At 70.4% G+C, this 23,518-nt stretch carries 20 protein-coding genes; 10 read left to right on the top strand and 10 right to left on the bottom strand.

What is annotated here, in order from left to right:
- The first annotated feature begins 34 nt into the window (after window positions 1-34).
- The 6 genes from ACTFTM_RS19195 (at window position 35) to ACTFTM_RS19170 (ending at window position 7,964) form a co-directional block, all read left to right on the top strand.
- Entirely contained in the window at window positions 35-1,330 is a 1,296-nt protein-coding gene (locus ACTFTM_RS19195; RefSeq protein ID WP_449561851.1) for an extracellular solute-binding protein, read from the top strand.
- A gap of 52 nt (window positions 1,331-1,382) precedes the next feature.
- Window positions 1,383-2,381, top strand: coding sequence for a carbohydrate ABC transporter permease (locus tag ACTFTM_RS19190; protein ID WP_449561850.1), 999 nt, complete (start codon window positions 1,383-1,385; stop codon window positions 2,379-2,381).
- A complete protein-coding gene (locus tag ACTFTM_RS19185; RefSeq protein ID WP_449561849.1) occupies window positions 2,378-3,217 on the top strand; it encodes a carbohydrate ABC transporter permease in 840 nt (279 codons plus the stop codon). Before ACTFTM_RS19190 ends, ACTFTM_RS19185 begins: the two co-directional genes overlap by 4 nt.
- A gap of 90 nt (window positions 3,218-3,307) precedes the next feature.
- A complete protein-coding gene (locus ACTFTM_RS19180) occupies window positions 3,308-4,288 on the top strand; it encodes a LacI family DNA-binding transcriptional regulator (RefSeq protein ID WP_449566674.1) in 981 nt (326 codons plus the stop codon).
- Window positions 4,289-4,451: 163 nt separating this feature from the next.
- Window positions 4,452-6,992, top strand: a complete 2,541-nt coding sequence (locus ACTFTM_RS19175; RefSeq protein ID WP_449561848.1) for a GmrSD restriction endonuclease domain-containing protein — start codon at window positions 4,452-4,454, stop codon at window positions 6,990-6,992.
- Window positions 6,993-7,142: 150 nt separating this feature from the next.
- Complete coding sequence (locus tag ACTFTM_RS19170) at window positions 7,143-7,964, top strand: hypothetical protein (RefSeq protein ID WP_449561847.1); 822 nt, start codon at window positions 7,143-7,145, stop codon at window positions 7,962-7,964.
- Between the two features lie 51 nt (window positions 7,965-8,015).
- Here ACTFTM_RS19170 and ACTFTM_RS19165 read toward each other — a convergent pair whose 3' ends face one another.
- From ACTFTM_RS19165 to ACTFTM_RS19140, 6 genes are all read right to left on the bottom strand, one after another.
- Window positions 8,016-8,570, bottom strand: coding sequence for a Uma2 family endonuclease (locus tag ACTFTM_RS19165; RefSeq protein ID WP_449561846.1), 555 nt, complete (start codon window positions 8,568-8,570; stop codon window positions 8,016-8,018).
- Window positions 8,571-8,689: 119 nt separating this feature from the next.
- On the bottom strand, window positions 8,690-9,295 hold the full coding sequence (locus ACTFTM_RS19160) for a response regulator (protein ID WP_449566673.1): 606 nt from the start codon (window positions 9,293-9,295) through the stop codon (window positions 8,690-8,692).
- Window positions 9,292-10,458, bottom strand: a complete 1,167-nt coding sequence (locus ACTFTM_RS19155) for a sensor histidine kinase (RefSeq protein WP_449561845.1) — start codon at window positions 10,456-10,458, stop codon at window positions 9,292-9,294. Before ACTFTM_RS19155 ends, ACTFTM_RS19160 begins: the two co-directional genes overlap by 4 nt.
- Window positions 10,455-11,186 (bottom strand): ABC transporter permease, encoded by a 732-nt coding sequence (locus ACTFTM_RS19150; RefSeq protein ID WP_449561844.1) that lies wholly within the window; start codon window positions 11,184-11,186, stop codon window positions 10,455-10,457. Before ACTFTM_RS19150 ends, ACTFTM_RS19155 begins: the two co-directional genes overlap by 4 nt.
- A 1-nt stretch (window position 11,187) precedes the next feature.
- Window positions 11,188-12,102, bottom strand: a complete 915-nt coding sequence (locus ACTFTM_RS19145) for an ABC transporter ATP-binding protein (RefSeq protein ID WP_449561843.1) — start codon at window positions 12,100-12,102, stop codon at window positions 11,188-11,190.
- A gap of 93 nt (window positions 12,103-12,195) precedes the next feature.
- Window positions 12,196-12,927, bottom strand: coding sequence for an SDR family NAD(P)-dependent oxidoreductase (locus tag ACTFTM_RS19140; RefSeq protein ID WP_449561842.1), 732 nt, complete (start codon window positions 12,925-12,927; stop codon window positions 12,196-12,198).
- A 56-nt stretch (window positions 12,928-12,983) separates the two neighbouring features.
- Between ACTFTM_RS19140 and ACTFTM_RS19135 the strand changes: the two genes are divergently transcribed.
- A complete protein-coding gene (locus ACTFTM_RS19135) occupies window positions 12,984-13,415 on the top strand; it encodes a MarR family winged helix-turn-helix transcriptional regulator (protein WP_449561841.1) in 432 nt (143 codons plus the stop codon).
- 90 nt (window positions 13,416-13,505) lie between these two features.
- Window positions 13,506-14,306: an SAM-dependent methyltransferase gene (locus tag ACTFTM_RS19130; protein WP_449561840.1), complete on the top strand. Its 801-nt coding sequence runs from the start codon at window positions 13,506-13,508 to the stop codon at window positions 14,304-14,306.
- 42 nt (window positions 14,307-14,348) lie between these two features.
- Here ACTFTM_RS19130 and ACTFTM_RS19125 read toward each other — a convergent pair whose 3' ends face one another.
- From ACTFTM_RS19125 to ACTFTM_RS19110, 4 genes are read right to left on the bottom strand one after another with little or no spacing between them, the layout of a single operon-like run.
- Entirely contained in the window at window positions 14,349-14,813 is a 465-nt protein-coding gene (locus ACTFTM_RS19125) for a hypothetical protein (RefSeq protein WP_449561839.1), read from the bottom strand.
- Window positions 14,810-15,901 carry a hypothetical protein gene (locus ACTFTM_RS19120; RefSeq protein ID WP_449561838.1) on the bottom strand — a complete coding sequence of 364 codons (1,092 nt, stop codon included), beginning with the start codon at window positions 15,899-15,901 and terminating at the stop codon, window positions 14,810-14,812. Before ACTFTM_RS19120 ends, ACTFTM_RS19125 begins: the two co-directional genes overlap by 4 nt.
- A gap of 12 nt (window positions 15,902-15,913) precedes the next feature.
- Entirely contained in the window at window positions 15,914-16,210 is a 297-nt protein-coding gene (locus ACTFTM_RS19115) for a WXG100 family type VII secretion target (protein ID WP_449561837.1), read from the bottom strand.
- A complete protein-coding gene (locus ACTFTM_RS19110) occupies window positions 16,203-16,514 on the bottom strand; it encodes a hypothetical protein (protein WP_449561836.1) in 312 nt (103 codons plus the stop codon). The genes ACTFTM_RS19115 and ACTFTM_RS19110 overlap by 8 nt, the downstream gene beginning before the upstream one ends.
- Before the next feature lie 171 nt (window positions 16,515-16,685).
- Here ACTFTM_RS19110 and ACTFTM_RS19105 point away from each other — a divergent pair, with 171 nt between their 5' ends.
- On the top strand, window positions 16,686-19,232 hold the full coding sequence (locus tag ACTFTM_RS19105) for a WD40 repeat domain-containing serine/threonine protein kinase (protein WP_449561835.1): 2,547 nt from the start codon (window positions 16,686-16,688) through the stop codon (window positions 19,230-19,232).
- Between the two features lie 22 nt (window positions 19,233-19,254).
- The gene (locus tag ACTFTM_RS19100; protein ID WP_449561834.1) at window positions 19,255-23,508 is read left to right on the top strand and encodes an FtsK/SpoIIIE domain-containing protein; all 4,254 of its coding nucleotides are present in this window, start codon (window positions 19,255-19,257) and stop codon (window positions 23,506-23,508) included.
- Window positions 23,509-23,518 lie beyond the last annotated feature (10 nt).

The raw sequence follows: 23,518 nt of genomic DNA, 5'->3' as shown, positions 1-23,518 counted from the left end.
CCGAGCAAACCGTGAGTCCCCGAAGGGATGGATCATGACAGCGCACCTCTCCCGCCGATCGCTGCTCGGCATCGCCGGCGCCGGCGCCGGCGCCTACCTGCTCAGCGCCTGCAGCGGCGATGACAAGTCCAGCGACCCGAACGCGGCGCAGACGATCAACTGGTGGCACATCCAGAACACCGAGCCGATGCTGCCGGTCTGGGCTGCGATGGCCAACGAGTACAAGACCGCGCACAGCAACGTCACGTTCACCATCCAGCCGCTGGAGAACGAGGCGTTCAAGGCCAAGCTCACCACCGTCACGCAGGCCGGCGACCCGCCGGACCTCTTCCAGTCCTGGGGCGGCGGCGTGCTCAAGCAGCAGGTCGACGCGGGCCTGGTCAAGGACCTCACCGACGACGTGAAGGACCTGGTCGGCGGCATCCTGCCGGCCGCCATGGGGCCGTACACGATCGACGGGAAGATCTACGGCATCCCGTTCGACATCGGCATGGTCGGGTTCTGGTACAACAAGGACCTCTTCACCCGCGCCGGCATCACCGAGCCCCCCGCCACCTGGACCGCCCTGCTCGACGCGGTCCGTAAGCTCAAGACCGCCGGCATCACCCCGGTCGCCATCGCCGGCAAGGACAAGTGGCCGGCCCACTTCTACTGGTCGTACCTGGCGATGCGCATCGGTGGCGTCGGCGCGCTGCAGAAGGCCGTCGACGACAAGAACTTCGACACCCCCGACCTGGCCGCCGCGGGTGAGCGGCTTAAGGAACTCGTCGACCTGCAGCCCTTCCAGAAGGGCTTCCTCGGCGCCGAGTACGGCTCCCCGGACGGGCAGGCCGCCACCATGGGCAACGGCGGCGCGGCCATGGAGCTGATGGGCCAGTGGGCGCCGGCGGTGCAGGCGTCCAGCTCGACCAGCAAGAAGGGCATCGGCGACAAGCTCGGCTTCTTCCCGTTCCCCGCCGTGGACGGCGGAAAGGGCACCGCCACCGAGGTGTTCGGCGGTGGCAACGGCTTCGCCGTCGGCAAGGACGCCCCGCCCGCGACGATCGACTTCCTGAAGTTCCTGCTCAGCGTCGACAACCAGAAGCGGTCCGCACAGACCGGCGCGGTCCTGCCCACGGTGAAGGACGCCACCTCGGCCATCAGCGACCCGAACAACAAGGTCGTCGCGGAGACCCTGGCAAAGAATACCGGCTTCCAGCTCTACCTCGACCAGGCGTACGCGCCCGCGCTCGGGCAGCAGATCAACGACAGCGTCGCCGAGATCATCGCCGGCAAGAAGGCGCCCGCTGCGATCCTCAAGGACATCACGCAGGTGGCGAAGACCGCCTGATCGTGGCCCCGTACCCATCCGTAGCCGGCGATAGAAACCGAGTGGAGCAGGCATGACCAGGCCATCGACCGTGTCGTACACAGGACGCGGCGACACGGCGACAGATCCGCCGGCACCGGGGCCGGGCACCGCGCGACGGCGCGGCCGCCAGCCCCGGCCGGGGCGGGGTGGCGTCCTCGCCGTCTTCCTGACGCCCGCCCTGACCCTGTTCCTGCTGCTGGTCATCACGCCCATCCTGGTGGCCGGCTACGCCAGTCTCTACAAGTGGAACGGCTTCGGGCTGCCGGAGAACTTCATCGGGCTGGACAACTACACCCGCGCCTTCGGTGACCCGACCTTCCGCGGCGACCTGTGGCGCGGCCTCGTGCTGGTGCTGCTGTCGCTGACCGTGCAGCTACCCGCCGCGCTGGCCCTGGCGATGCTGCTCAACCAGCCGCTGCGCGGCCGAGCCGTCTACCGGCTGATCTTCTTCGCCCCGTACGTGCTCTCCGAGGTCACCACGGCGGTCCTGTTCACGCTGGTGTTCTCACCGAACCGGGGTCTGGGCGAGTCGGTCTCCAAGTTCCTCGGAGCGGAGGCGGGCGCGGTCTTCGCCGACCCGTCCACCGTGCTGTACGCGGTCTTCCTGGTGGTGTCCTGGAAGTACTTCGGCCTGTACATGATGCTCTTCCTGGCCGCCCGACAGGGCATCCCGAAGGAGCTGTCCGAGGCCGCGGTCACCGACGGCGCCACCGCGTGGCAGGCGTTCCGCCACGTCACCCTGCCGCTGCTCGGGCCGACGATCCGGATCAGCATCTTCCTGTCGGTCATCGGCACCATCCAGCTGTTCGACATGGTCTGGGTGCTCACCGGCGGCGGCCCGATCCACTCCTCGGAAACCATGGCCGTCACCATGTACCAGTTCGGTTTCCGCCGATTCGAGGTCGGCTACGCCAGCGCGATCAGCATCATCATGTTCCTGCTGAGCCTCGTCTTCGCCCTGTTCTACCAGCGCATCGTCCTGCGTCGGGACACCGCGGGCGCGATCACCAACCAGGGAGGCCAGCGATGACCGCCACGACCAGTAGCGCCCAGCGGGCCCGCAGCATCGTGCTGCACATCGTCTGCATCGGCGTCGGCGCCCTCATCGTCGTACCGGTCTGGTTCGGTGTGATCGGTGGTTTCAAGGACAACGGCCAGCTGTCCACCAACCCGCTGGGCCTGCCCGACCCGTGGGTGCCGTCGAACTACACCGAGCTGTTCGCCTCCGGGGTGTTCTGGCGGCAGCTCGGCAACAGCCTGCTCATCGCCGTCAGCAGCACGTTCATCGTCGTCGCCGCGGCGGCGATGGCCGCGTTCGTCTTCGCCCGGTACGCCTTCCGGGGCCGCGAGTTCCTGGTGACCCTGTTCGCGATCGGCCTGATGTTCCCGTTCGCGGTGGCGATCCTGCCGCTGTTCGTCCTGCTGCGCTCCATCGGTCTGCTGGACAACCCGCTCGGCGTCATCCTGCCCCAGGCCGCCTTCGGGCTGCCGATCACCATCATCATCCTGCGTCAGTTCTTCCGTACCGTCCCCGGCGAGGTGGAGGAGGCCGCCGTCCTGGACGGCTGCGGTTCCTTCGGATTCTTCTGGCGGATCCTGCTGCCGATGGCCCGTCCCGCGTTGGCCACCGTCTCGGTCCTGGCCGTCGTCACGAGCTGGAACAACTTCATGCTCCCGCTGGTCGTCTTCAGCGATCAGAGCTGGTGGACCCTGCCCGTCGGGGTCCAGGCGTTCCAGGGCCAGTACGCCGACGACACCGCCCGGGTGCTCGCCTACGTCGTCCTGTCCATGCTTCCCGCGCTGGGCTTCTACGCCGTGGCCGAACGTCAACTGATCGGTGGCCTGACCGGCAGCGTCAAGGGGTGACCACACCAGATCACCGACCGACCTGAAACGCCCCGCCACACGAAGGAGCGGACCGTGGGCTCCGACAACGGCCGAAACGTCACCATCGCGATGATCGCGCGGCTGGCCGGTGTCTCCGTGCCCACGGTCTCGCGGGTCATCAACGGCCGCACCGACGTCGCTCCCGAGACCCGGGAGCGCGTCGAGGCCCTGCTCAACCATCACGGCTACCGCCGGCGCACCCAGGCCCGGCGTACCGAGGCCGCGCTGATCGACCTGGTCTTCAACGACCTGGACAGCCCGTGGGCGGTGGAGATCATCCGCGGGGTGGAGGACGTCGCCCGCGCCAGCGGCGTCGGCACCGTCGTCTCCGCCATCCACTGGCGCATCTCCTCGGCCAAGCAGTGGCTCGACAACATGCGTACCCGCTCCACCGAGGGCGTCATCTTCGTGACCTCGATGGTGAACCCTCCACTACAGGCGGAGCTGCGCCGACTGCACCTGCCCGTCGTCATCATCGACCCCGCCGGCGTCGACCCGCAGGAGTCACCCACCATCGGCGCGACCAACTGGGCGGGCAGCCTCAGCGCCAACCAGTACCTGATCGGCCTCGGTCACCGCCGCATCGGCTTCATCGCCGGCCCGCCACACCTGATGTGCAGCCGGGCCCGGATGGACGGCTACCGCGCGGCCCTGGGCGCCGCCGGCATCGCCGTCGACGACGCCCTCATCCGGCCCGGCAACTTCTACCACGAGTCCGGCTTCACCTCGGGCACGCAACTGTTGGCCCTGCCCGACCCGCCCACCGCCATCTTCGCCTCCAGCGACCAGATGGCCCTCGGCGTCTACGAGGCCGTCCGCAAACGCGGTCTGCGGGTGCCCGATGACATCAGCGTGATCGGCTTCGACGACCTGCCCGAGGTCCGCTGGTGCTCCCCGCCGCTGACCACCGTCCGTCAACCCCTCGCGGAGATGGGCATGCTGGCCGCCCGGACGGTACTGCGGCTCGCCGGTGGCGAGAAGACCGAGAGCCCCCGCATCGAACTCGCCACCGAACTCGTCGTCCGCGACAGCGCCCGACCACCGCACTGACCGCTGCCTTTCGCGACAGTCACTCGCTGTTCGGGTCGCGCTGGGAGCGATGAGCGGCGCGGCTGGCTTCCGTCGCGGAGTCGCCTATCTGACGAAAACGCGGCACAGCTTCGCGTACCTGCTTGGGTAGCCGAGTCACGTCCATGTCCCGACAGGAGCACAGATGGTTGCGGCACACGAAACGACGCTGCGGGAGTTGCTCGAAGGCGCGAAGCAGTATCGGGTGCCGCTGTACCAACGGACGTACTCATGGACGAATGCTCAGCTGGGGCGCCTCTGGGAGGACATTCGCAAGCTGGCCGAGGAACGCGGCGACGACCCGAGCCTCACGCACTTCATTGGCTCACTCGTGCTCGCGCCTAGTCCCACCCACGGTCCCTCGGTCTCCGAGTTCCTGGTTGTGGACGGGCAGCAGCGTCTTACGACGTTGTCCATCCTGCTGTGCGCTATTCGGGACCACCGGGCCACCTATGAAGATCCGGACCATCGAGACCGGATCAACCAGGAATACCTCATCAACAAGTACAAGCCGACCCATCGGCTCAAGCTCGTGCCCACGCAGGCCGACCGCGCCTCCTATGAGGCGTGTCTGGAGGCGACGCCGCAGGCGGGCGGCAGCGATCAGGTGGGCGCGGCGTACCGATTCTTCGCAGCGCAGCTCGCAGCCGTCGACGACCCGGATGACCCGATGGACATCGAACGTATCGAGGACGCTGTCATCTCGGGGATGGCGCTGGTGTCAGTCGTGGCGCAGGCAGGCGACAATGTCTATCGGATCTTCGAGTCCCTGAACAACACGGGCCTCAAGCTCACGCAAGCCGACCTGCTGCGCAACTACCTGTTCATGCGGCTGCCCAGCCGTGGCGAAGCCGTCTACGACTCTTTGTGGCTCCCGTTGCAGAAGCACCTGAGTTCCGGGGAACTCGAGCAGTTGTTCTGGCTTGACCTCGTACACAGTAATCCCGACATCAAGCAGACCGACACCTACACCGGTCAACAGGCGCGGCTCAACGGCCTGCACACCGAGGCGGAGATCGAGGCCGAGGTCCGCCGCTTCTGCCGTCTCGGGGCTCTGTTGCGGGTCATTCTGCATCCCGAGGAGGAGAGCGAGCCGGAGGTCCGACAGCGTCTCGCCCGTCTCAACGCCTGGGACACGACGACGGTGCTGCCGTTGCTCCTGCACTTGCTGGATCGTCGCAAGCAGGGCACCGCGACGTCGCAGCAGATCGCCTCGGCGATGTTGTACGTCGAGAGTTACTTCATTCGCCGTCTGTTAATCGGCCGAGCCACCGCCAGCATCAACCGCATTCTGCTCCGCATCGTCACGGACATGCGGGCTGACCTGCCGGTGGACGAGGCGGTGCGGGCATACCTGTCCGTTGGTCGTAAGTATTTCGCCACCGATGCCAGCCTGCGAGAGGCCGTGCGCTCGATCCCGTTCTACCTCAACGGCCGGGCGACGCAGCGCAAGCTGGTGCTCCAGTGGCTGGAGGAATCGTACGGGAGCAAGGAGCCCGTGGCGCCGGCGTCGCTGACCATCGAGCATGTGCTGCCGCAAAGCCCCACGGCCGAGTGGCGGCAGGCGCTGGGTGAGGATCTGCAGGGTGAGGAGAGTTTTGCCGAGGTGCACGAGGCACTGGTGCACACGCTCGGGAATCTCACCTTGACCGGTTACAACGCAGAGCTGAGCAATAGCTCATTCCTGGTCAAGCGCGCCCAACTCGGCAAGAGCGGAATCTCGCTCAACCGGGAGATCGCCGACCAAAAGCGGTGGGGTCGCCCGGAGATCCTCGCCCGGGCGGATGCCCTTGCCGAACGGATCATCGCTCACTGGCCGGGCCCCACCGAGGAGGCGCGCAACCGGTCCGATGTCCCCTGGGATGTCATGAACAAGGCGCTCGCCGCGCTGCCCGCAGGCTCCTGGACAGCGTACGGTGATCTCGCCGCTCTGATCGGAAGTCATCCGGTCTCTGTCGGTGGCCGCCTCGCCAACCATCCCGCACCGAACGCACATCGGGTGCTCCAGGCCGAGGGCGTCGTGGCGCCGAACTTCCGCTGGCTGGACCCTGCCCGTACCGAAGACCCCCACTCCTTGCTCCGGGCAGAAGGGGTCGAGTTCGACAAGTACGGTCGGGCGAGCCAGGCTCAGCGGATCGGTGTCGATGAACTGGCGCAGCTCGCCGGCATGCCGCAGCATGATGGTTCCGATCAACTCCTCCGGCCGCGCTCTCGCCGTAACAGTCCACTGGATGATCGATTCCTGGAACAGCTGACCGATCTTCAGGACGCGCAGGTCGCGCACGGCACGGTTGCTGTGCTCGAAGCATGGGTCGGCATGGGCGGGATGCTGCTGTACGGCGCGGGCGGTGAGACCTCCTGTTTCCTCCTCGCGCGCGCAAAGGATCATCAACTGGGCAACATTTGGCCGGGAACCGTATACCCGAGCGGAAAGTTCGAAGTGGTCTTCCAGCACCTGAGTACTCGGCCACCCTTCGATGACATCGCGCTTCGGCGACAGTTCCGTCAGCGGTTGAACGGGTTGACGGGCGTGCAGATCGCCGAGGCCAAGCTTGCTCTCCGCCCCGGGTTCCCTCTGGACGTTCTCGCCGATGTCGCCGCTCGGCATGAGCTAATACAGCATCTGGCGTGGTTCTATCAGCTGGCGACGGGGACGAGCGACGCCACGATCGAGCCGGCCGATTGACCGGCACGTGGCATGAGAACCGCCCCGATGACGCAGAGCTGCGTGAACTGCGGCGAAGCAGTGCGCGGCAGGCCCAACTCCCGTCACCGTGGCCCTGACATCGCCTGGTTCGTCCACTGCCCCCCGTGCGCGGCTCAGGTCGCGGATCAGATGGAGCCTCTGAACATTCTTCCGGCCGCAAGCGGCGTCGACGTTCACCGCTGTCTGCGCTGCGGCAACCATCGGATCTGTCGTGGGAGATGGCGGACCCGCTGCCACATCTGCCTCGACGAGCGCTCGTTGGGGTTGGCGATCAGCGTTGGCCAAGGGCTGCTGTCTCGCCTCCCGGATGAGCCCGAACTGGCGCACAAGCTCCGCCAGTTCGCAGGTCTGGCCACCGTCGATGTTGTTACGCCACGAATCGCCGCCGAGTTCCAGGCCGCTGTCGCGCTCGCTGCCGATCTCGACCGCCGCAGCCGTGTCGGCTGGACCGATGTCAGCGGTGATGTCTATGGCCTGCCCTGGTATGGGCGACGCGAGCAGTACACATCGCACGGGACGTGGGGGGTGCACATACGCTGCGGATCATGGCATCGGCTCACGGATCACCGCAGCAGGTGCAGGGTCTGCCCGCCAGAGGCCGGTGACCGCACGTTCATCGCGCTTAGAGACACTCCCTATCTGCTCTATCTCGTTCGGCATCGCGGGCTGCTCAAGTTCGGTGTGGGCGGGGTGCCTCGGGTGCGGGAACACCTCCGGGCGGGCGCGGAGCTGGTGGAGGTCCTCGAAGCCCGGCACGCTGACGTCATCGACGCGGAGGTGATCCTCAAGCGACGAAAGCGTGAGGCCGCCGTGCCGTTGCGAGTGTGGCGGAAGTGGCGCATGCCATCCAGTTTCGGCAAGGGCACCGAGGTGGTCTATGCCGCAGCGCGAATCCGGTTGGCGGACGTCCTGCCGAATGGCGTCGACGTCCGTGACCGGTTCGTGTGCTGACTATGGCTGCGTGAGGCGAGACGATCACGGCCGCCTGAGGCTGGCCCGGGCTCAGCCCAGGTCGTGCTCCTCCGGCGAGGTGTTCACGACCCAGGCGAGCGGCATGGTCGCCCGAGCCACGTACTGCCCACCGTCAAGGTGGTGCATCGTGACGGTCTGGGTCGAGTCTTGATCGACCACCCAGTACTGCGGGATGCATGCGGCAGCGTACTCGTTGCGCTTGGTAACCGTGTCGATACCTTCGGAGCCCGGCGACACGATCTCCACCACGAGGAGTACGTCCGCGACCGGGAGCCAGACGGCATCTGTCTGCGCCTTGCTCCACACGACCAGATCAGGGATGCGCCCGCCGGTTCCGCCGTCCCGACCGGGGATGCGCAGCCCGACGGCTTGGGCAATGCGCTCCGCCGGCACCCCGCCCTGCGCGAGCCAGAGCATGAGCCGGGTCGCGATGATTGCGTGGGCATATCCCGGCGGCGGCATGATCGAGACCACTCCCTCGGGGCTGATTTCATACCGGTGGTTCTCGTCAGCGGCCATCATCGCGGTGAGGTCGTCGAGCGTGACGACAGAGGGCATGAACCTGCCAACCGCCTCTGAGCTCATGAACGCATCCTACCGGTTTGTCGGGTGATCCCCTGCTAGACGCAGCCCGAGCAGGAGCTATTGGCCCTGGTGTCTCCGTCGAATAGGTCGCGCCCACCAGGTCCTGAAGATGGTCGCGCTCAGAGCCAGCCGTTGGCGCGGGCGGTGCGGGCCGCCTCGATGCGATTGCGGGTGGCGGTCTTGCCGATGGCCGCGGACAGATAGTTGCGTACGGTGCTCTCGGACAGGTGCAGCGCGGCGGCCATGTCGGCGACGGTGGCGCCGTCCACGGCGGCGGCGAGCACGTCCCGTTCCCGGTCGGTGAGCGGGTTCGGGCCGGCCGCGAGGGCGGCGGCGGCCAGCGTCGGGTCGATCACCCGTTCACCCGCCAGCACCCGTCGGACGGCCACCGCCAGCTCCTGCACCGGCCCGTCCTTGACCAGGAAGCCGTGTGCGCCGGCCTCCATGGCCCTGCGCAGGTAGCCGGGGCGACCGAAGGTGGTCAGAATCAGCACCCGGCAGGACGGCAACTTCTCGCGCAGCGCGGCGGCCGTGTCGAGGCCGCTGCCGTCGGGCATCTCGATGTCCAGCAGCGCCACGTCGGGGCGTACCCGAAGAGCCTCGCGCGTGGCCTGCGCCCCGCTCGCGGCCTCGGCCACGACCTCGATGTCGGGTTCGAGGTTCAACAGCAGTGCCAGCGCGCCGCGCATCATGCCCTGGTCCTCGGCGAGCAGGAGCCGGATCACGGCGCCCACCGTCCGGAGGGGACGTGGGGGAGTCGGGCGGTGAGCAGCAGCCCGCCGTCGCGCGCCGGGCCGACGTCCAGCGTGCCGCCGGCCTGTGTCAACCGCTCGGTGAGGCCGCGCAGGCCGTTGCCATGCCGCGGCCGGCCACCCACCCCGTCGTCGCGGATGGTCAGCACCGCCTCGTCGGTGTCGGCGGTGACCGCGATGTCGCACCGCGACGCCCGGCTGTGCCGCACCACGTTCGTCACCCCCTCCCGCAGGACCCAGCCGAACGCATCGTCGGCTTCCACACCGAGCGGACGGTCGACACCCCGCACGCTGACGGCTATCCCCACGTCGGCCAGGATCGTACGGACGTTGTCGAGTTCCCGGGCGAAGCTGCGTTCCCGGTAGCCGGTGACCGCCTCGCGCACCTCGGCGAGCGCGGTACGACCGATCCGCTCGATGTCCGTCGCCTCCGCGACGACCTGCTGCGGATCGGTCGGTGCGAGCCGACGCACCACCTCGGCCTTGACCACCACCAGTGACAGCGTATGACCCAGCAGGTCGTGCAGGTCCCGCGCGAAACGCAGCCGTTCCTGCTCCACCGCCGTGCGGGCCAGCTCCCGCTGGGTACGCCGCAGCTCCTCCACCAGTCTGGCCGTGCGGGCGAACGCCAACGTCAGCGTGCCCCCGAGCACGGTGATCAGCGCCATCTGGGCGGTGTCGGCGGCCGGTAGCCGATGCGCCGCACCGATCACCACGATGGCGGCGACCGATCCGCCAACCCACCCGAACCCCCAGGTCGGGCGTACGAAGGCGACCGCGCCGGCCGTGGCGACGTACAGGAACAGGACCAGCCAGCCCTCCGGTCCGCCGGCGTACGCGGCGGCGAGCCCGATCCCGAGCAGCGCGAACACCACGAGCCCGCCGTGGTGCACGGCCGGTCGGACGGTCAGGTCGGCCACGGGTACGGCCACCAGGGCGAGGTAGAACAGCGCGAAGACGACCAACCCCACCGCCGCCGGCGGGGCGGGACGCACCTGCCCGTGTGCGATCGCGGCGGCCGGCGTCAGCAGCAGCCAGAGCCAGAGGGTGTGCGCGGCGACCAGCACGAACCCTTGCCGCCTCCGGCGGGGACCAGCCGTACCGGACGACATGGTGGACACCGTATCGGGGGTCACCGGCGAACGGTGGACCGCCGGTACGCCCACGCCGCCAGGGCCGTGAACGCCAGCGTCCACCCGGCGAGCACGGCGACCCCGGACGGGGTGGGCGTCAGCCCGGCGGCCGAGCGCCAACCGAGTTCCGCGAACCGGTACGTCGGCAGAGCGTGTGCCAGGTGGCGCAGCACGGCGGGGAAGTACGCCACGGGCACCAGCAGGCCGCCCAGCACCGACAGGCCGAGGAAGGCGAGGAAGTTGACCGGCTGGGCGAGCTGCGGGGTGAGACCGTACCCGATGGCGAGCCCGAGCAGCGCGAACGGCACCGTGCCGACCCACATCAGCAGCAGCAGCGCGACCCACCGGCCGGCCGCCAGCTCGACGTGGTGCTGGATCCGTCCGGCGCAGCCGACGGCGAGCACGGACGGCACCCCGCTGAGCGTGCAGACCAGGGCTTTCGCGGTCACCGCCCGCCAGGCGGGCAGGGGAGTGACGCGGAGCTGGCGCAGCCAGCCCGATGCCCGCTCCTGGGAGACGGCGGCCCCCACCGAGAGCACTCCCGCCACCGCGCCGTAGCCGGCCAGGCCGACCATGAGGGCCACCGCCGCGTCGACGCCCTCCACCCGGTCGCCGTCCGGACCAACCGCCGAGAAGATGAGGTACGTGACCACTGGCGCGAGGACGGTGAACAGCAGCAGCCGCGGGTCACGGGCCAGTCGGCGCAGTTCGAATCGCAGGTACGCGCGCATGTCAGTGCTCCGTCGGTGTCGCGGTGCGGGTCGTTGGTGTCGCGGTGAGGGTGAGGAAGGCGGCGTCCAGGGCGGCGGTGGTGACCTCCAGGCCCTGGAAGCCGCGCGTGCCGGCCAGGGCGAGGACGGTGGCGTCGGCGTCGTCGGTGGTGAGCGCGACCCGGTCGCCCCGGACCTGCACCGAGCGGACCCCGGGGAGCGCGTCGAGGCCGTCGAGCGGCCCGCCGGCGAGGTCGAAGGAGACGGTACGGCCGCCGGCTAGCGCGCGGATGCGCGCGGGCGGCCCGTCGGCCACGACCCGCCCCGCGGCGAGCACCACGACCCGGTCGGCGAACTCGTCCGCCTCGTGCAGGTGGTGGGTGCTGAACAGGACGGTGTGCCCGTCGGCGGTGTACCGGTCGATGGCCGCCCAGAACGCCTGCCGGGCGGCGACGTCCAGCGCGGCGGTGGGTTCGTCGAGGACCAGCAGGTCCGGATCGCCGGCCAGCGCGAACGCGAACCGGGCGCGCTGTGCCTCGCCGCCGGAGAGTTTGTCGAGGCGGCGGCCGGCGCGCTCGGTCAGCCCGGCCAGCGCCAGCACCTGCCCGGTGGCCATCGCTCGCGGGTAGAGCGCCCGGGCGAGGTCGACGACCTCGCGGACGGTCGCGCTGGACGCCCAGCCGGCGTCCTGGAGCATCGCGCCCACCTGTCCGGCCCGGACCGCATCGGCCGGCGGCCGACCGAACACGGTGGCGGTGCCGCTGTCCGGCCGATCCAGACCCAACATGATCGAGATCGTGGTGGTCTTACCGGCGCCGTTGGGCCCGAGCAGGGCGACGGAGCTGCCCCGCGCGATCGTCAGGTCGAGCCCGTCGACGGCTCGGACCGGACCGAACCGCCGGGTGAGGCCGCTGAGGCGTACGGCTGTGTCATCCATGCCTGTCACGCTAGGCAGGCGTGGGTGGCGCGGGCAGAGTCACCGGTACGCGGTCGGCCAGGACATTTGTCCCGCACGCGCATCGGTGCATGGTCACCAGGCCAGCTCGACCTCGTCCTCGAACACGACACCGGTGGGGCCATCCGCTCCGAGAGTGGCCAGGCGGACCGCGACGGCGGCGCCCTCATCGGGCGTCCGGGTACCGCGGAAGTTGTTGAAGTCGGTGGCGACATGGCCCGGAGCCGCACCGTTGATCTTCAGCGTGGTGCCGGCGAACTCGCGCGCGTAGTGGACGGTGAGCGCGTTCAGGGCGGTCTTCGAGCTGGAGTAGACCATCGACGGTTGGCCGACCCACGCACCCGGCTCGCCGATCGAGCCGCGCTTGCTGGTCACGTTGACCACTCGGGGAGCCTCGGCCCTGATCAGCAGAGGTAGGAAGGCGTGCATCATGCGTACGACGCCGAAGACGTTGACCTGGTAGACGTTCTTGAAGTCCTCCACGGTCTCCTCGCTCGGCCTGGGCAGGTGGTCGATGTCGCGGAACGTCAGGGTGTTGACGCCGGCGTTGTTGACCAGCACGTCCAGGTGTCCGAACTCCTGGGCGACCCCATCGGCCACCGCGTCGACCTGCCCCTGGTCGGTCACGTCGAGGTGCACGGGACGTACGTCTCCGTCGAGGCTGGCGGCGGCGGCACGGCCGGCGTCGAGGCTGCGAGCGCCGAGCAGCACGGTGAAACCCCTCGTGGCGAGGCCTCGGACGATGGCGTTACCGATCCCCTTGTTGCCGCCGGTCACCAGAGCCAACGGGCTGGTATGTGTTGTCATGACAACAGCGTGCCACGGGAGGTGTTGTTGTATCAACACGGAGGTAGCATGTAACCGTGGGCAAGCTCCTGAGCGCGGACGAGATGCGGGTCTGGCACGCCTGGAAGGCCGCGTCCGACAGGGTGCGAGCACACGTCGCCGAACAGGTCGACGGCGTCACCGGTCTCTCGGACCCGGACTTCGGCATCCTGACGCGGCTGATCGACCTCGGTGACGGGCAACTACGGCAGAACGAGCTGGCCACCTCCATGAAGTGGCATCGGAGCCGTCTGTCACACCAACTGACACGCATGGAACAGCGCGGCCTGGTGACGCGGTCGGGAGTTCCCGGAGGCATGATGGTGACCATCACGGACCTCGGCTCCGAGCGCGCGGTCGCCGCCCGGCCCGTGCACGCAGATGCCGTACGTGCCTCTCTGCTCTCTCGTATCCCTGCGGCGCACGAGGCCGCGTTCCTCTCGATCCTCGAGTCGTTGGCAGAGGGTTGACGGCGGGTCGGATACGTACTACCCGGGGCAGGATGACCGGCCATGGTGGACGCTATGCTGCTGGCTCGGCAGGGGGAGAGGTGGTCGGCCATGACGCAGTCCGAGCCCGGGGTGAACCTCCAGACCGACCGGCCGAACGCGGCGCGGATGTTCGACTACTACCTCGGCGGCAAGGACAACTTCGCCGCCGACCGGGCCGCCGCCGAGATGGTGTTGCAGGTCGCGCCGTGGATGCCCGAGGCCGCCCGGCAGGGCCGCGACCTGATCGCCCGCACCGTCCGCCACCTCGTGGAGGAGAAGGGCGTCCGGCAGATCCTGGACCTCGGCTCCGGGCTTCCCACGCGTGACAACGTGCACGAGATCGCCCACCGCATCGACCCGGGCGTACGCGTCGTCTACGTCGACAACGACCCGGTCGTCTGCGCTCACGGGCGTGCCCTGCTCGCGGACGCGACGACGGTGTCGGTGGTCCAGGCCGACCTGTGTCGACCCGCCGAGGTGCTCGGTCACCCGGAGGTCGCCGCCGCCATCGACTTCGACAGCCCGGTCGCGGTCCTCATGATGTTCGTGCTGCACCTGGTGCCCGACGAGCAGGCCCCGCAGCGCATCGTGGCGGCCTACCGCGACGCGCTCGCGCCCGGCAGCCACCTTGCGCTGTCGCACGCCAGCACCGACGCGCACCCCGACCTGATGGCCCGGATCTCCGCGATCTACGCCCGCGCGAACAGCCCGTTCGTGCCGCGCGGCCACGCGGACGTCACCCGGTTCTTCGGCGACTTCGTCCTCGAGTCGCCCGGTCTGGTCAACATGTGGCCGTACCCCGAGCCGCCGGCCACCGTCGACGCCGAGGTGGCCCGCACCGGCTACAGCGGCGTGGCCCGCAAGCCGTAGCGCTGCGGGCGGCCGGACCGCCCCGTCGTCCACTCCCGATCATCAGTCGTCGGTCCAGTCCGGCATCGGCACGACGGGAAGCTGGGGCTCACCACTGATCGGTTCGAGAGCCTGCACGATCCGCAGGTCGCCCGTGGCGGCGGCGTCCTCGTCGGTGAGCACCAGTCCATTGCTGCCGTCCGTGCTGACCAGCCGCCAGATGTCCGGGTGGATGCTCCCGTCGTCGACGACGGCCCGGACCCCGAAGGCGCGGGCCAGTGCGATCGCCACGTCCAGTTCCCCCTGGCCGGTGGCGTCGGCCAGATCGGTGTCACCGGTCAGGGTCCAGCCGAACCGCTCGCCGGACTCGGGCGGGGTGAACATGGCGACGGGCCGAGGGTCGTCCGGCGAGCGGTCGGCTGTCCGGCCGACATAGACCGCCTCGGGCGCGATGCCGTAGCTCTTCATAAGGAACGTGCGCAGAGCCGCGGCGGGAATCTCCTGCTCGAACTGGATCTGGTAGATCATCGTGAATCACCCCGGTACATCCTGTGCTGGCGGAAGACCTCAAGCGCCCGATCCCGATCGGCCTGCGTTATGTACGGGTCCCGGGCCAGCCGGGCATTGGCCGCGTCGAGGTCGCCCTCGAACTCGATGTACGTCTGCAACGCCTTGTACTCCTGGCGTTTTAACGCCTCGAGACCGGGGCCCGACTCGGGGACGACTCTTCCACCCTTGTAGAAGTAGGTGCGTCCGTTCACGAGGTAACGCTGCCGGCCGGCGTCCCAGCGCGCCCGCCCGTTGTTGATATCGTCGATGTCCCGGGCGACATCCGTGCCCGGCAGGACGACGGTGTTGGCCCCCTTCGCACGGCTTCCGGGTTGGATGCTGTTCAGGTTGTGCCGCGGGTGTGGAGTTTTCAGCGGTGTCTTGCCGGCCGGCCCGGGGATGCTCTTCGACGGCGTGGTCGGATCTGCCGCACCTGCCGCCGGGTCGCGCACCGTGGCCGCCGCGGACAGCGTCGCGGCGCGGATCGCGGCGGCGCAGCTCGCGGCGGCCGACTGGTACAGCTCCTTCGCCTGCAAAGCGGAGGACCGCGCCTGCTCACGTTCGGCCTCGCACAGCCGCGCGGCCTGACCGATGCGCAGCACCATCGAGAAGACCGGCTCGCGTTCCCCCGCCGCGTACGTCTCGTTGAGCCCGCGCCAGACACCCGGACCGTAGGTGCGCCGACCGGTCAGACCGGTGAACTGACCGAGCAGGTTGCGGTACTGGCTGTCGGCGGCCATTCCGAGACGCAGCGCGGCCCGGGACTGTGCCTGGGCGCGCGCCAGCTCCTCGGCGAAGACGGCCAGCGCCTGCGCGCCGGCGAGGTAGGCGTCGGCCAGCGCTTTCGCCTGGTCGGGCAGCTCTGCGAGCTCGCGGTGCACGGTCGCGGCGAAGTCGCCCCGCAGGGCCAGCGCTCCGCTGTTCGCCGCGATGGAACGCAGCCGGGCCTGTTGGCCACCGGCCGTCGTGGACCGACGTCGGAGGTCGGCCGCCATCGCCTGGATCGAGGCCGGGTCGCCGGGGGTCGGATCACCGTCGTAGAGGTCGAGGACCTGCCAGTCGTCCATGTCGGCCGGTGCTCAGCCGTTGATGCCCCCGGCCAGCCGGGCGTCCAGCTCCTGGTGCTCGCGGACGACCCCCACCAGGAACGACGACATGCCCTCCAGGCCACTGATCATGTTCTGGGCACCGGTGGTCCACTGCTGGTAGGAGTCCTGGAAGCGACCCGACGCCAGTTGGGTACGGAACTCACTGTTGACCAGCTGGTCGATCATCGCCTTCAGCGCGGTCAGCTTCTGGGTCATCTCCTCCTGCCCGCTGGCCAGGTTCCGGGCCGCCGACTGGAGACCCTCGTAGCCGACGCTGACGTCACTCATGAGTCTTCTCCTTCGCAGGTTGGTCGGTCGGCAACCGACTGCCGAGCGAGTTGTCGAGCTGGGCGTGGCCCGTGACCACGCCGTCGAGCCGGGTCGCCGTCGCCGCCACGGCGGTCATCAGGCCGCTCTCGTGCCGGGTCGCCGTCGTCGTGAACTCCCGCAGGGCGACGTCGACGTCCGGTGAACCGGTCGGCGCGAGGCGCGGGATCTGCTGCCCGGTCGACTCCAGCTCCGAACGTACCTGCGTCAACTGTCGGGCGGCGTCGACGACCGCGTTCCGATCGAAACCGAACCCTGTCGCCATCGCCCGTGACCCCCTCCGGAAGCCGGATCTCCGTCGATCGGAGCTGGCCTCGCCGGCCGTTGCCGACTGGTTCCACCGGCCGGACGCGTCTGCTGTGGACGGACACCGGGCCGTGATCGGGCGGAGTATCGTACGCGCCGACTGTAGTGCTCGATGGCAAGGAGCGCGAGGGTGCCAGATCCCCAGCCGGCGCAGCGGCTCGTCGCAGGCCGCTACCGGTTGGAGAGCGTGCTCGGCCGAGGTGGCATGGGTGTGGTCTGGCGCGCGACCGACGAGCTGATCGGGCGCGTCGTCGCGGTCAAGGAGGTCCGCGCACCGGCCGGCCTGACCGGCGAGGATCGCCTGTTGTTCGGCGAGCGGGCGCTGCGGGAGGCCCGTACCGCCGGGCAGATCAACCACCCGGCGGTGGTGGCGATCCACGACCTCGTGCCGGCCAGCGGCGACGACGAGGCCGCCTACATCGTGACGGAGCTGGTGGACGCCCCCACGCTGGCCGACCTCCTCGACCAGGAGGGGCCGTTGCCGCCGGCCCGGGCCACCGCGATCGCCGTACGCATGCTGGACGCGTTGGACGCCGCGCACTCGGTCGGTGTCGTGCACCGCGACGTCAAACCCAGCAACATCATCGTACTTCCCGGCGACGGGGTGAAGTTGCTCGACTTCGGCATCGCCCAGGCGGCGGGGGACGCCCGCCTGACCCGCCACGGGATGATGGGCTCGACCGGGTACCTCGCACCCGAGCTGTTCCACGGCAGTGATCCCACGCCGGCGGCCGATCTCTGGTCGGCGGGGGTGACCCTCGCCCAGGCCGTCACCGGTGAGTTGCCGTTCGAGCGCACGTCCACCGCGGCCACCCTGCACGCCATCCTGTACGACGACATCCCGGCCATGACGTGTGGGGAGCCGCTGGCGGCGGTGATCTCCGGCCTGCTCACCCGGGATGTCACGCACCGGCTCACCGTCCAGCAGGCCCGCGACCTGCTCGCCGTCGGGGTCGGTGCCGCAGCGACGGGCCGCCGGGACGACACCGCCGCGGCGGCCCCCGAACCCGACCCTCCCGCTCCCGACGACGTCGACCCCGACGCCGACCCGATCGAGGAGACCTGGGAGCGGCAGGCCACGACCGTGCAACCGGACGGGCCCACCGCACCGCGCCAGCGGCAGAGCGCGGGGACACCACCACCGGCGACCGGAGCGCAGGCCACCGCGTTCCCGGTCGAGATACCCGAGAAGACCGTGCAGACCCTCGTGCTGGCTCGGCTGGTCATGGTGGTTCTCGCGATCTGGGCGGCTGTCCTGTTCGTCGAGTTGGTGACGGCCAGCGCCTTTCCCGAATGGATGCCGATCCCCGTCGCCGTCACCGTGCTGGGGTTGGCCGGTTGGACGCTGGTCGAGGCGGTCGTCGACCCGTGGCACGGCGCGCTGCGGTTCGGTCCGGACTCCCTCCGCTTCCAGGGATCGCGCGGATCACCTCCGGACCTGCCCTACACGCATGTCGCGGGCATCGCGGTGTGGCCCGGCGCCGGGTCGCCCACCGGCACCTCCCGGCTCGGCATCGAGCTGTCGGCCCGTGCGCCGACGCCCGGGCCGTCGCACGGGCGGGTGTTCCAGGCGCCGCAGGAGCGCAGCGGCCGGGGGCGCACGTGGATCGTCGGGGACATCGGCGTAGGCCCGCGGACGTTGGCAGCCCGACTGGGCGCTCTCGTCCCAGATCACGTACGGATCGAGCAGTCCGGGGAGGTGCCGGCCTGGTCGGCTCGGGCGTTCCAACCGCTCGGCCCCCGCCGGGCCGGGGTGCTGCTGCGGTTCGTGCTGTTCGCCGGCCTGATCCTGGGCGGCCATCTCCTCGTGCACCAGCGGAACTCGACGATGGTGACGCTGGGTGACACCGACATCAGTGCGGTGGCGTTCAGCCCGGACGGTGCGACGCTCGCCAGCGCCGACGCCGGAACGTTCGCGATCACCTTCTGGGATGTGGCGACGAGGAAGACGGCAGCTGTCGTCCCGGGGCACCGCGAGGAGGTCGAGGTGCTCGCCTTCAGCCCCGACGGCAGAACCCTCGCCACCGGCGGGCGTGACGGCGTCGTCAAGCTCTGGGACGTCGCCAGCCACCAGGTCCGGACGACGCTGGTTTTCGGCGAGTACGACCGGGTCACCCGATTGCTGTTCGCTCCGGGTGGGGACAGCATCGCGGCCGTCGGTTCCAACCGGGTCAAGCTGTGGCCGGTGGCCTCGCCCACCAAGCCGATCGACCTGTCGGCGGGGGATATGAAGGTCGAGACGATCCGCTTCACTCCGGACGGACGTGTTCTCGTGGGCCTCGACTGGCAGGGCGGGGTACGCGCCTGGGAGGTGGCCAGCGGCCGTAGCGGCGCCCGGATCAACGGACCCGTCGCGCCGTGGTTGGAGATCAGGTCCGACGGGGAGACGCTGGTCCGTGCCACCGGCTCCAGCGCCGTCGTGGCGACCCTCGACGGTGGATCGGGCCCTCCCGGCGCGGCCGCCTTCGGGCCCGGCGACCTCGTCGTGACGGCCGAGCAGGGCGAGGTGCGGATCTGGCACACCACCACCGCCCGGACGGCGTACCGGTACAAGCAGGGCTTCCTGGACTCCGACCCCCTGCCGTCCGATGCGGTGGCGATGGCCCCGCACGGCGACGTCGTCGCCCTCGGCGGTGACGAAGGGCTGCGGCTGTGGACCTACGGACCGGCCCGGTGAGGGGGCCCCGATGATCCTGCGGATGACCGTACGGGACGCCGACACGGGGGCGACGTCCGACATCGAGGTCGACGCCGTACCGGCCACGAGCGTGCGATCCCTGCTGGCGGCGCTGCCCGTACCGGCGACGGGCCGCCGATGCTTCGCCGGGGCGGTCGCGCTGGACCCGGCCGCGCGCCTGGCGGACGTCCCGCTGCTGAACGGCTCGGTGCTCAGCGTGGGCGGCCCCGGACCGGCCGGCCATCTCGTCACCGAGGGCGCGGTGGGCGTACTCGATGTGGTTGCCGGCCCGGACTCCGGCCTGGCCGCCGCGCTGCGACCCGGAGCCCACGAGGTCGCCCGCCGATCGTCGGCGGCGCTGCCGCTGCGCGACGCGGACGTCTCGCGCCGCACGCACGCCGTGCTGGAGGTGTCGTCGGACGGCACGGCCACCCTCACGGACGGCGGATCGAGCAACGGGACGTTCGTCGACGGCGCCCGGATCACGCACACGAGCGTCGTGACACCGACGAGCGTGGTGCGGATCGGCGGGAACGAGCTGCGGTGGACGCCCCTGCCCGACGAGGCGCGGCGAGCGGTCCGGGCGCAGGACGGGCGCGTCGACTTCGACCGCGCCTTCGCCCGCGCACCGGTGATCCCCACCATCGAGGTGTCCATGCCGGTGCGGCCGATGGTCGCACGGCGGCCGGTGGTTGCCGGCATCCTGCTGGGCGGTGTGGGCTCGGTGGCGGTCGCCCTTTTCACCCACACGCCGATCCTGCTGCTCGGCGCGGCGGTCTCCGTCGGCGCTCTTCTGCTCAACCAGTCCGCGCAGGAGAAGCAGGACGCGGAGCGCCAGGCCGAGTTCGCCAGGGCGAAGAAGGCCGTCGAGGCCGCGATCGCCGCCCAGGTCGAGGCCGAGCAGCGGGTACGCCGGACGCTCGCGCCGGGCCCCGCCGAGATCGTCGACATCGCCGGCGGTGTGCGGTCCGGCCTGTGGACCCGGCGCGCCGGATCACCGCACGCGTTGGCGCTGCGGGTGGGCGTGGCCGACGAGCCGGCGTCGGTGACGGTACGCGGTGAGCCCTGGCCCGAGTTCCGCCCGCCGACGCTGTCGGCCGTACCGGTCACCGTGGACCTGGCCGCCGTCGGGGTGCTCGGCCTCGCCGGCCCGGACGGGACGGTGCACGACGTCCTACGGTGGCTGCTGCTGCAACTGGCCACCCTGCGCGCCCCCGACGACCTGCGGATGGTGCTGCTCAGTGCCGCGGGGACGGCCGACCTGAGCTGGGCGCGCTGGCTGCCGCACGTCGACGCGGGTGACGCGGTGCCGTACTCGTGCCGGATCGGCAACACCGCCGCCACCCGCGCCGAGCGGGTACGGGAGCTGCGTACCCTCGTCGCGTCCCGGCGTGCCGAGCGCGACCCGCAGCGGTCCGCGGACGTCGTCGTCATTCTCGACGGCGCGCTGGCGCTGCGCGACCTGCCCGGGATGGACGAGGTGCTGCGGGACGGGCCGACGGTCGGCGTGTACCTGATCTGCGCCGACCGGCACAGCATGAACGAGTGCCGAGGGTTGATCGAGACGGCGGGGGATTCGACCCGTCTCACCGCCAGCCCCGACGGTCAGACGGTGACGGTCGACGCCGACCGGGTCGACGCGACGACCGGCGAACGGTTGGCGCGGGCGTTGGCGCCGATGCGGGACCGGGCGACGATCGGGGCGGTCCAGAACGCCATCCCACGGGCGGTTCGCCTGCTGGACCTCCTCGGCCTCGGCACGCCCACCGCCGCCGACGTGCTGGCGCTGTGGGAGCGGGGTCGAGGTCCGCAGACCCGGGTGGTGCTCGGCGCGGACGGGACCGGGCCGGTGCCCGTCGACCTCGCCGACCAGGGCCCGCACACCATGCTGGGCGGCGCGACGGGCGCCGGCAAGAGCATCCTGCTGCAAACCCTTGTCACGTCGTTGCTGCTGGCCAACCGGCCGGATGAACTCAACCTGGTGCTCGTCGACTTCAAGGGCGGCAGCGCCTTTCTTCCGTTCGAGCGCTGCCCACACGTCGTCGCCCTCATCCGGTCCACCGGTGAGACCGCCGCCGACGTGTTCGACGACGCGGCGGCGGCCCGGGTCCTCGCCTCGATCCGGGCGGAGGTGAGCCGTCGCGAGTCCCTGCTGGCCCGCTACGACGGCGAGATCGACAGGTACTGGCAGAGGCGGCTGAGCGGCACGGCCCTGCCGCCGCTGCCGCGACTGGTGCTGATCTTCGACGAGTTCGGGCGTGTGCTGGACGCCTCTCCGGACTTCGTCAAGGAACTGGTGAACGTGGCTGCGAAGGGCCGGTCACTGGGCATGCACCTCGTCCTGGCCACCCAGTCGCTGCAGGGCAAGCTGTCGCCCGAGTTGAAGAACAACGTTTCCCTACGGATCAGCCTGCGACAGAACGAGGCCGCGGACAGCAGCGAGGTGCTCGGTGTGCCGGACGCCGCCAGCATCCCGGGTGCGCTGCGCGGACGCGGCATGATCCTGTGCACCACCGCCGAGAGCCGCGTCCCGCAACCGTTCCAGTCCGGCTATCTCGGCGACCCGCCGCCCGCGGGCGGGGCCGCCCCGGCTCTGGTCCGGGTCCTGAGCTGGACGGACCTTGGCACCCCACGACCCGTCACCACGTCGAGGACCGGTGGCGGACCCACCGATCAGGAGCTCACCATCGCGGCGATCGAGGCGGCGTCGGCGCTGACCGGGTTGGGGGCGCCCTTCCGGCCGGTGCTGCCACCGCTGCCGGCCACGCTGACCGTGGACGAGCTTCCGTCCCGGTGTACGGTCGCCGCGCCGCCGACGGCCGTACCGGTCGGCCTCGCCGACGACCCGGCACGCCAGGCGCAGCCGGCGGAGTTCCTCGACCTCACCGGGGTCGACCGGCTGCTCGTCGCCGGCGGTCCGCAGTCCGGCCGGACGACCTTCGCCCGGATGCTGATCACCGGCCTGGTCGGCCGGTTCCGACCCGACCAGGCGCACCTGTACGTGGTGGAACGGCACCCGGCGGGCCTGGCCGAGTACGCGGCGTTGCCACACTGCGGCGGCGTCTTCTCGCCCGCCGAACCCGACCGGATCCGTCGCCTGGTCACCTGGCTCGACGAGGAGATCCAGCGCCGCGCCGCCACCGTGCCCCCGCCGGACACCGCGCGACCGCACATCGTCGTCGTCATCGACGGTTGGGAGCACTTCGAGGACCACGGCGACCCGAGCTTCGTCGAGACGTCCCTGGTCGCCACCCTGCGCGGCGTCATCAGCGCGGGTACGCCGCTCGGGGTGCACGTCGTGGCGATCGGCGGCCAGGACATGCTCACCCACCGGCTGCCGACCCTCTACAACCGACGACTCCTCCTGCCGTTTCCGATGGAAGAGACCCGGCGGATGCAGCTGCTGACCGGCATGGCCAGCCCGCCCGTCCTGCCCGGACGAGCCATCGACGCCGGCAGCGGCCGGCACGTGCAGGTGTGCCTGCCCACCCGATCGGTCGCGGACCTCGCCGCCGGGACGGCCGCCACGCCCGCGCACCGGCTGCCCCGGCGGTTCCCCGCCCTACCGCCCCGCGTCGACCTCGCCGTGCTCGACACCCCCGCGGCCAACCAGGGTCGGCCCACGTGGATACCGCTGGGCATCGGTGGACCCGACACGGCCACCGTCGGCGTCGACCTGTTCGCGGCCGGGCCGCACCTGATGCTGATCTCCGGAACCGGAGGGACCGGCCGTACGACGGCAGCCGCCACGGTGGCGCACGCGCTACGGCGACGCGGCATCGCCGTACTCGCCGTCGCGCCGCCGCAGTCCCCGCTGCCGGGGCTGCTCTCCGACGACCCCGGGCTCCGCGTGGTAACCGGTGTCGCGATCAGGGACACCGACCTCCGCGAGGCCGTCGCGGCCTTCGCCGACGAGCCGTACGCGGTGGTCGTCGATGACGTCGACCGGATCAGCGTGCTGCCGACCGAACAGGGCTTCGCCAGCGCTCCGACGCTACTCGACGACATCGCCCATCCCTCGGCGCGCGGCCGGCGGGCCCTGATCGTCACTGCTGACGCGGCACCCCTGTTGACCGGTTTCCCCAGCCCGCTCACCCGCCTGGTCAACGCGGTCATGCTGGCCGGGGTCCGCCTCGTGCTGGCCCCGAACAACCGGACGACGGCGGTGGCCCACAACATCACCCTGGAAGCCGACCAGTACCTCACCGGCCCACCCGGGCGCGGCTACCTCTCCACCGGACGTACCCCGGTGTTGGTGCAGGTCGCCGTACCCTGACCCGCGCCGG

The organism is Micromonospora sp. RB23, from assembly GCF_053585025.1.
This window is presented reverse-complemented; position numbering and strand designations above follow the sequence as displayed.

Excerpts from the sequence above, each read along its gene's own strand:
- ACTFTM_RS19195 (WP_449561851.1), top strand. The coding sequence starts at position 35 with ATGACAGCGCACCTCTCCCGCCGATCGCTGCTCGGCATCGCCGGCGCC.
- ACTFTM_RS19190 (WP_449561850.1), top strand. The coding sequence starts at position 1,383 with ATGACCAGGCCATCGACCGTGTCGTACACAGGACGCGGCGACACGGCG.
- ACTFTM_RS19185 (WP_449561849.1), top strand. The coding sequence starts at position 2,378 with ATGACCGCCACGACCAGTAGCGCCCAGCGGGCCCGCAGCATCGTGCTG.
- ACTFTM_RS19180 (WP_449566674.1), top strand. The coding sequence starts at position 3,308 with ATGATCGCGCGGCTGGCCGGTGTCTCCGTGCCCACGGTCTCGCGGGTC.
- ACTFTM_RS19175 (WP_449561848.1), top strand. The coding sequence starts at position 4,452 with ATGGTTGCGGCACACGAAACGACGCTGCGGGAGTTGCTCGAAGGCGCG.
- ACTFTM_RS19170 (WP_449561847.1), top strand. The coding sequence starts at position 7,143 with ATGGAGCCTCTGAACATTCTTCCGGCCGCAAGCGGCGTCGACGTTCAC.
- ACTFTM_RS19165 (WP_449561846.1), bottom strand. The coding sequence starts at position 8,570 with ATGAGCTCAGAGGCGGTTGGCAGGTTCATGCCCTCTGTCGTCACGCTC.
- ACTFTM_RS19150 (WP_449561844.1), bottom strand. The coding sequence starts at position 11,186 with ATGCGCGCGTACCTGCGATTCGAACTGCGCCGACTGGCCCGTGACCCG.
- ACTFTM_RS19145 (WP_449561843.1), bottom strand. The coding sequence starts at position 12,102 with ATGGATGACACAGCCGTACGCCTCAGCGGCCTCACCCGGCGGTTCGGT.
- ACTFTM_RS19140 (WP_449561842.1), bottom strand. The coding sequence starts at position 12,927 with ATGACAACACATACCAGCCCGTTGGCTCTGGTGACCGGCGGCAACAAG.
- ACTFTM_RS19130 (WP_449561840.1), top strand. The coding sequence starts at position 13,506 with ATGACGCAGTCCGAGCCCGGGGTGAACCTCCAGACCGACCGGCCGAAC.
- ACTFTM_RS19125 (WP_449561839.1), bottom strand. The coding sequence starts at position 14,813 with ATGATCTACCAGATCCAGTTCGAGCAGGAGATTCCCGCCGCGGCTCTG.
- ACTFTM_RS19120 (WP_449561838.1), bottom strand. The coding sequence starts at position 15,901 with ATGGACGACTGGCAGGTCCTCGACCTCTACGACGGTGATCCGACCCCC.
- ACTFTM_RS19115 (WP_449561837.1), bottom strand. The coding sequence starts at position 16,210 with ATGAGTGACGTCAGCGTCGGCTACGAGGGTCTCCAGTCGGCGGCCCGG.
- ACTFTM_RS19110 (WP_449561836.1), bottom strand. The coding sequence starts at position 16,514 with ATGGCGACAGGGTTCGGTTTCGATCGGAACGCGGTCGTCGACGCCGCC.
- ACTFTM_RS19100 (WP_449561834.1), top strand. The coding sequence starts at position 19,255 with ATGACCGTACGGGACGCCGACACGGGGGCGACGTCCGACATCGAGGTC.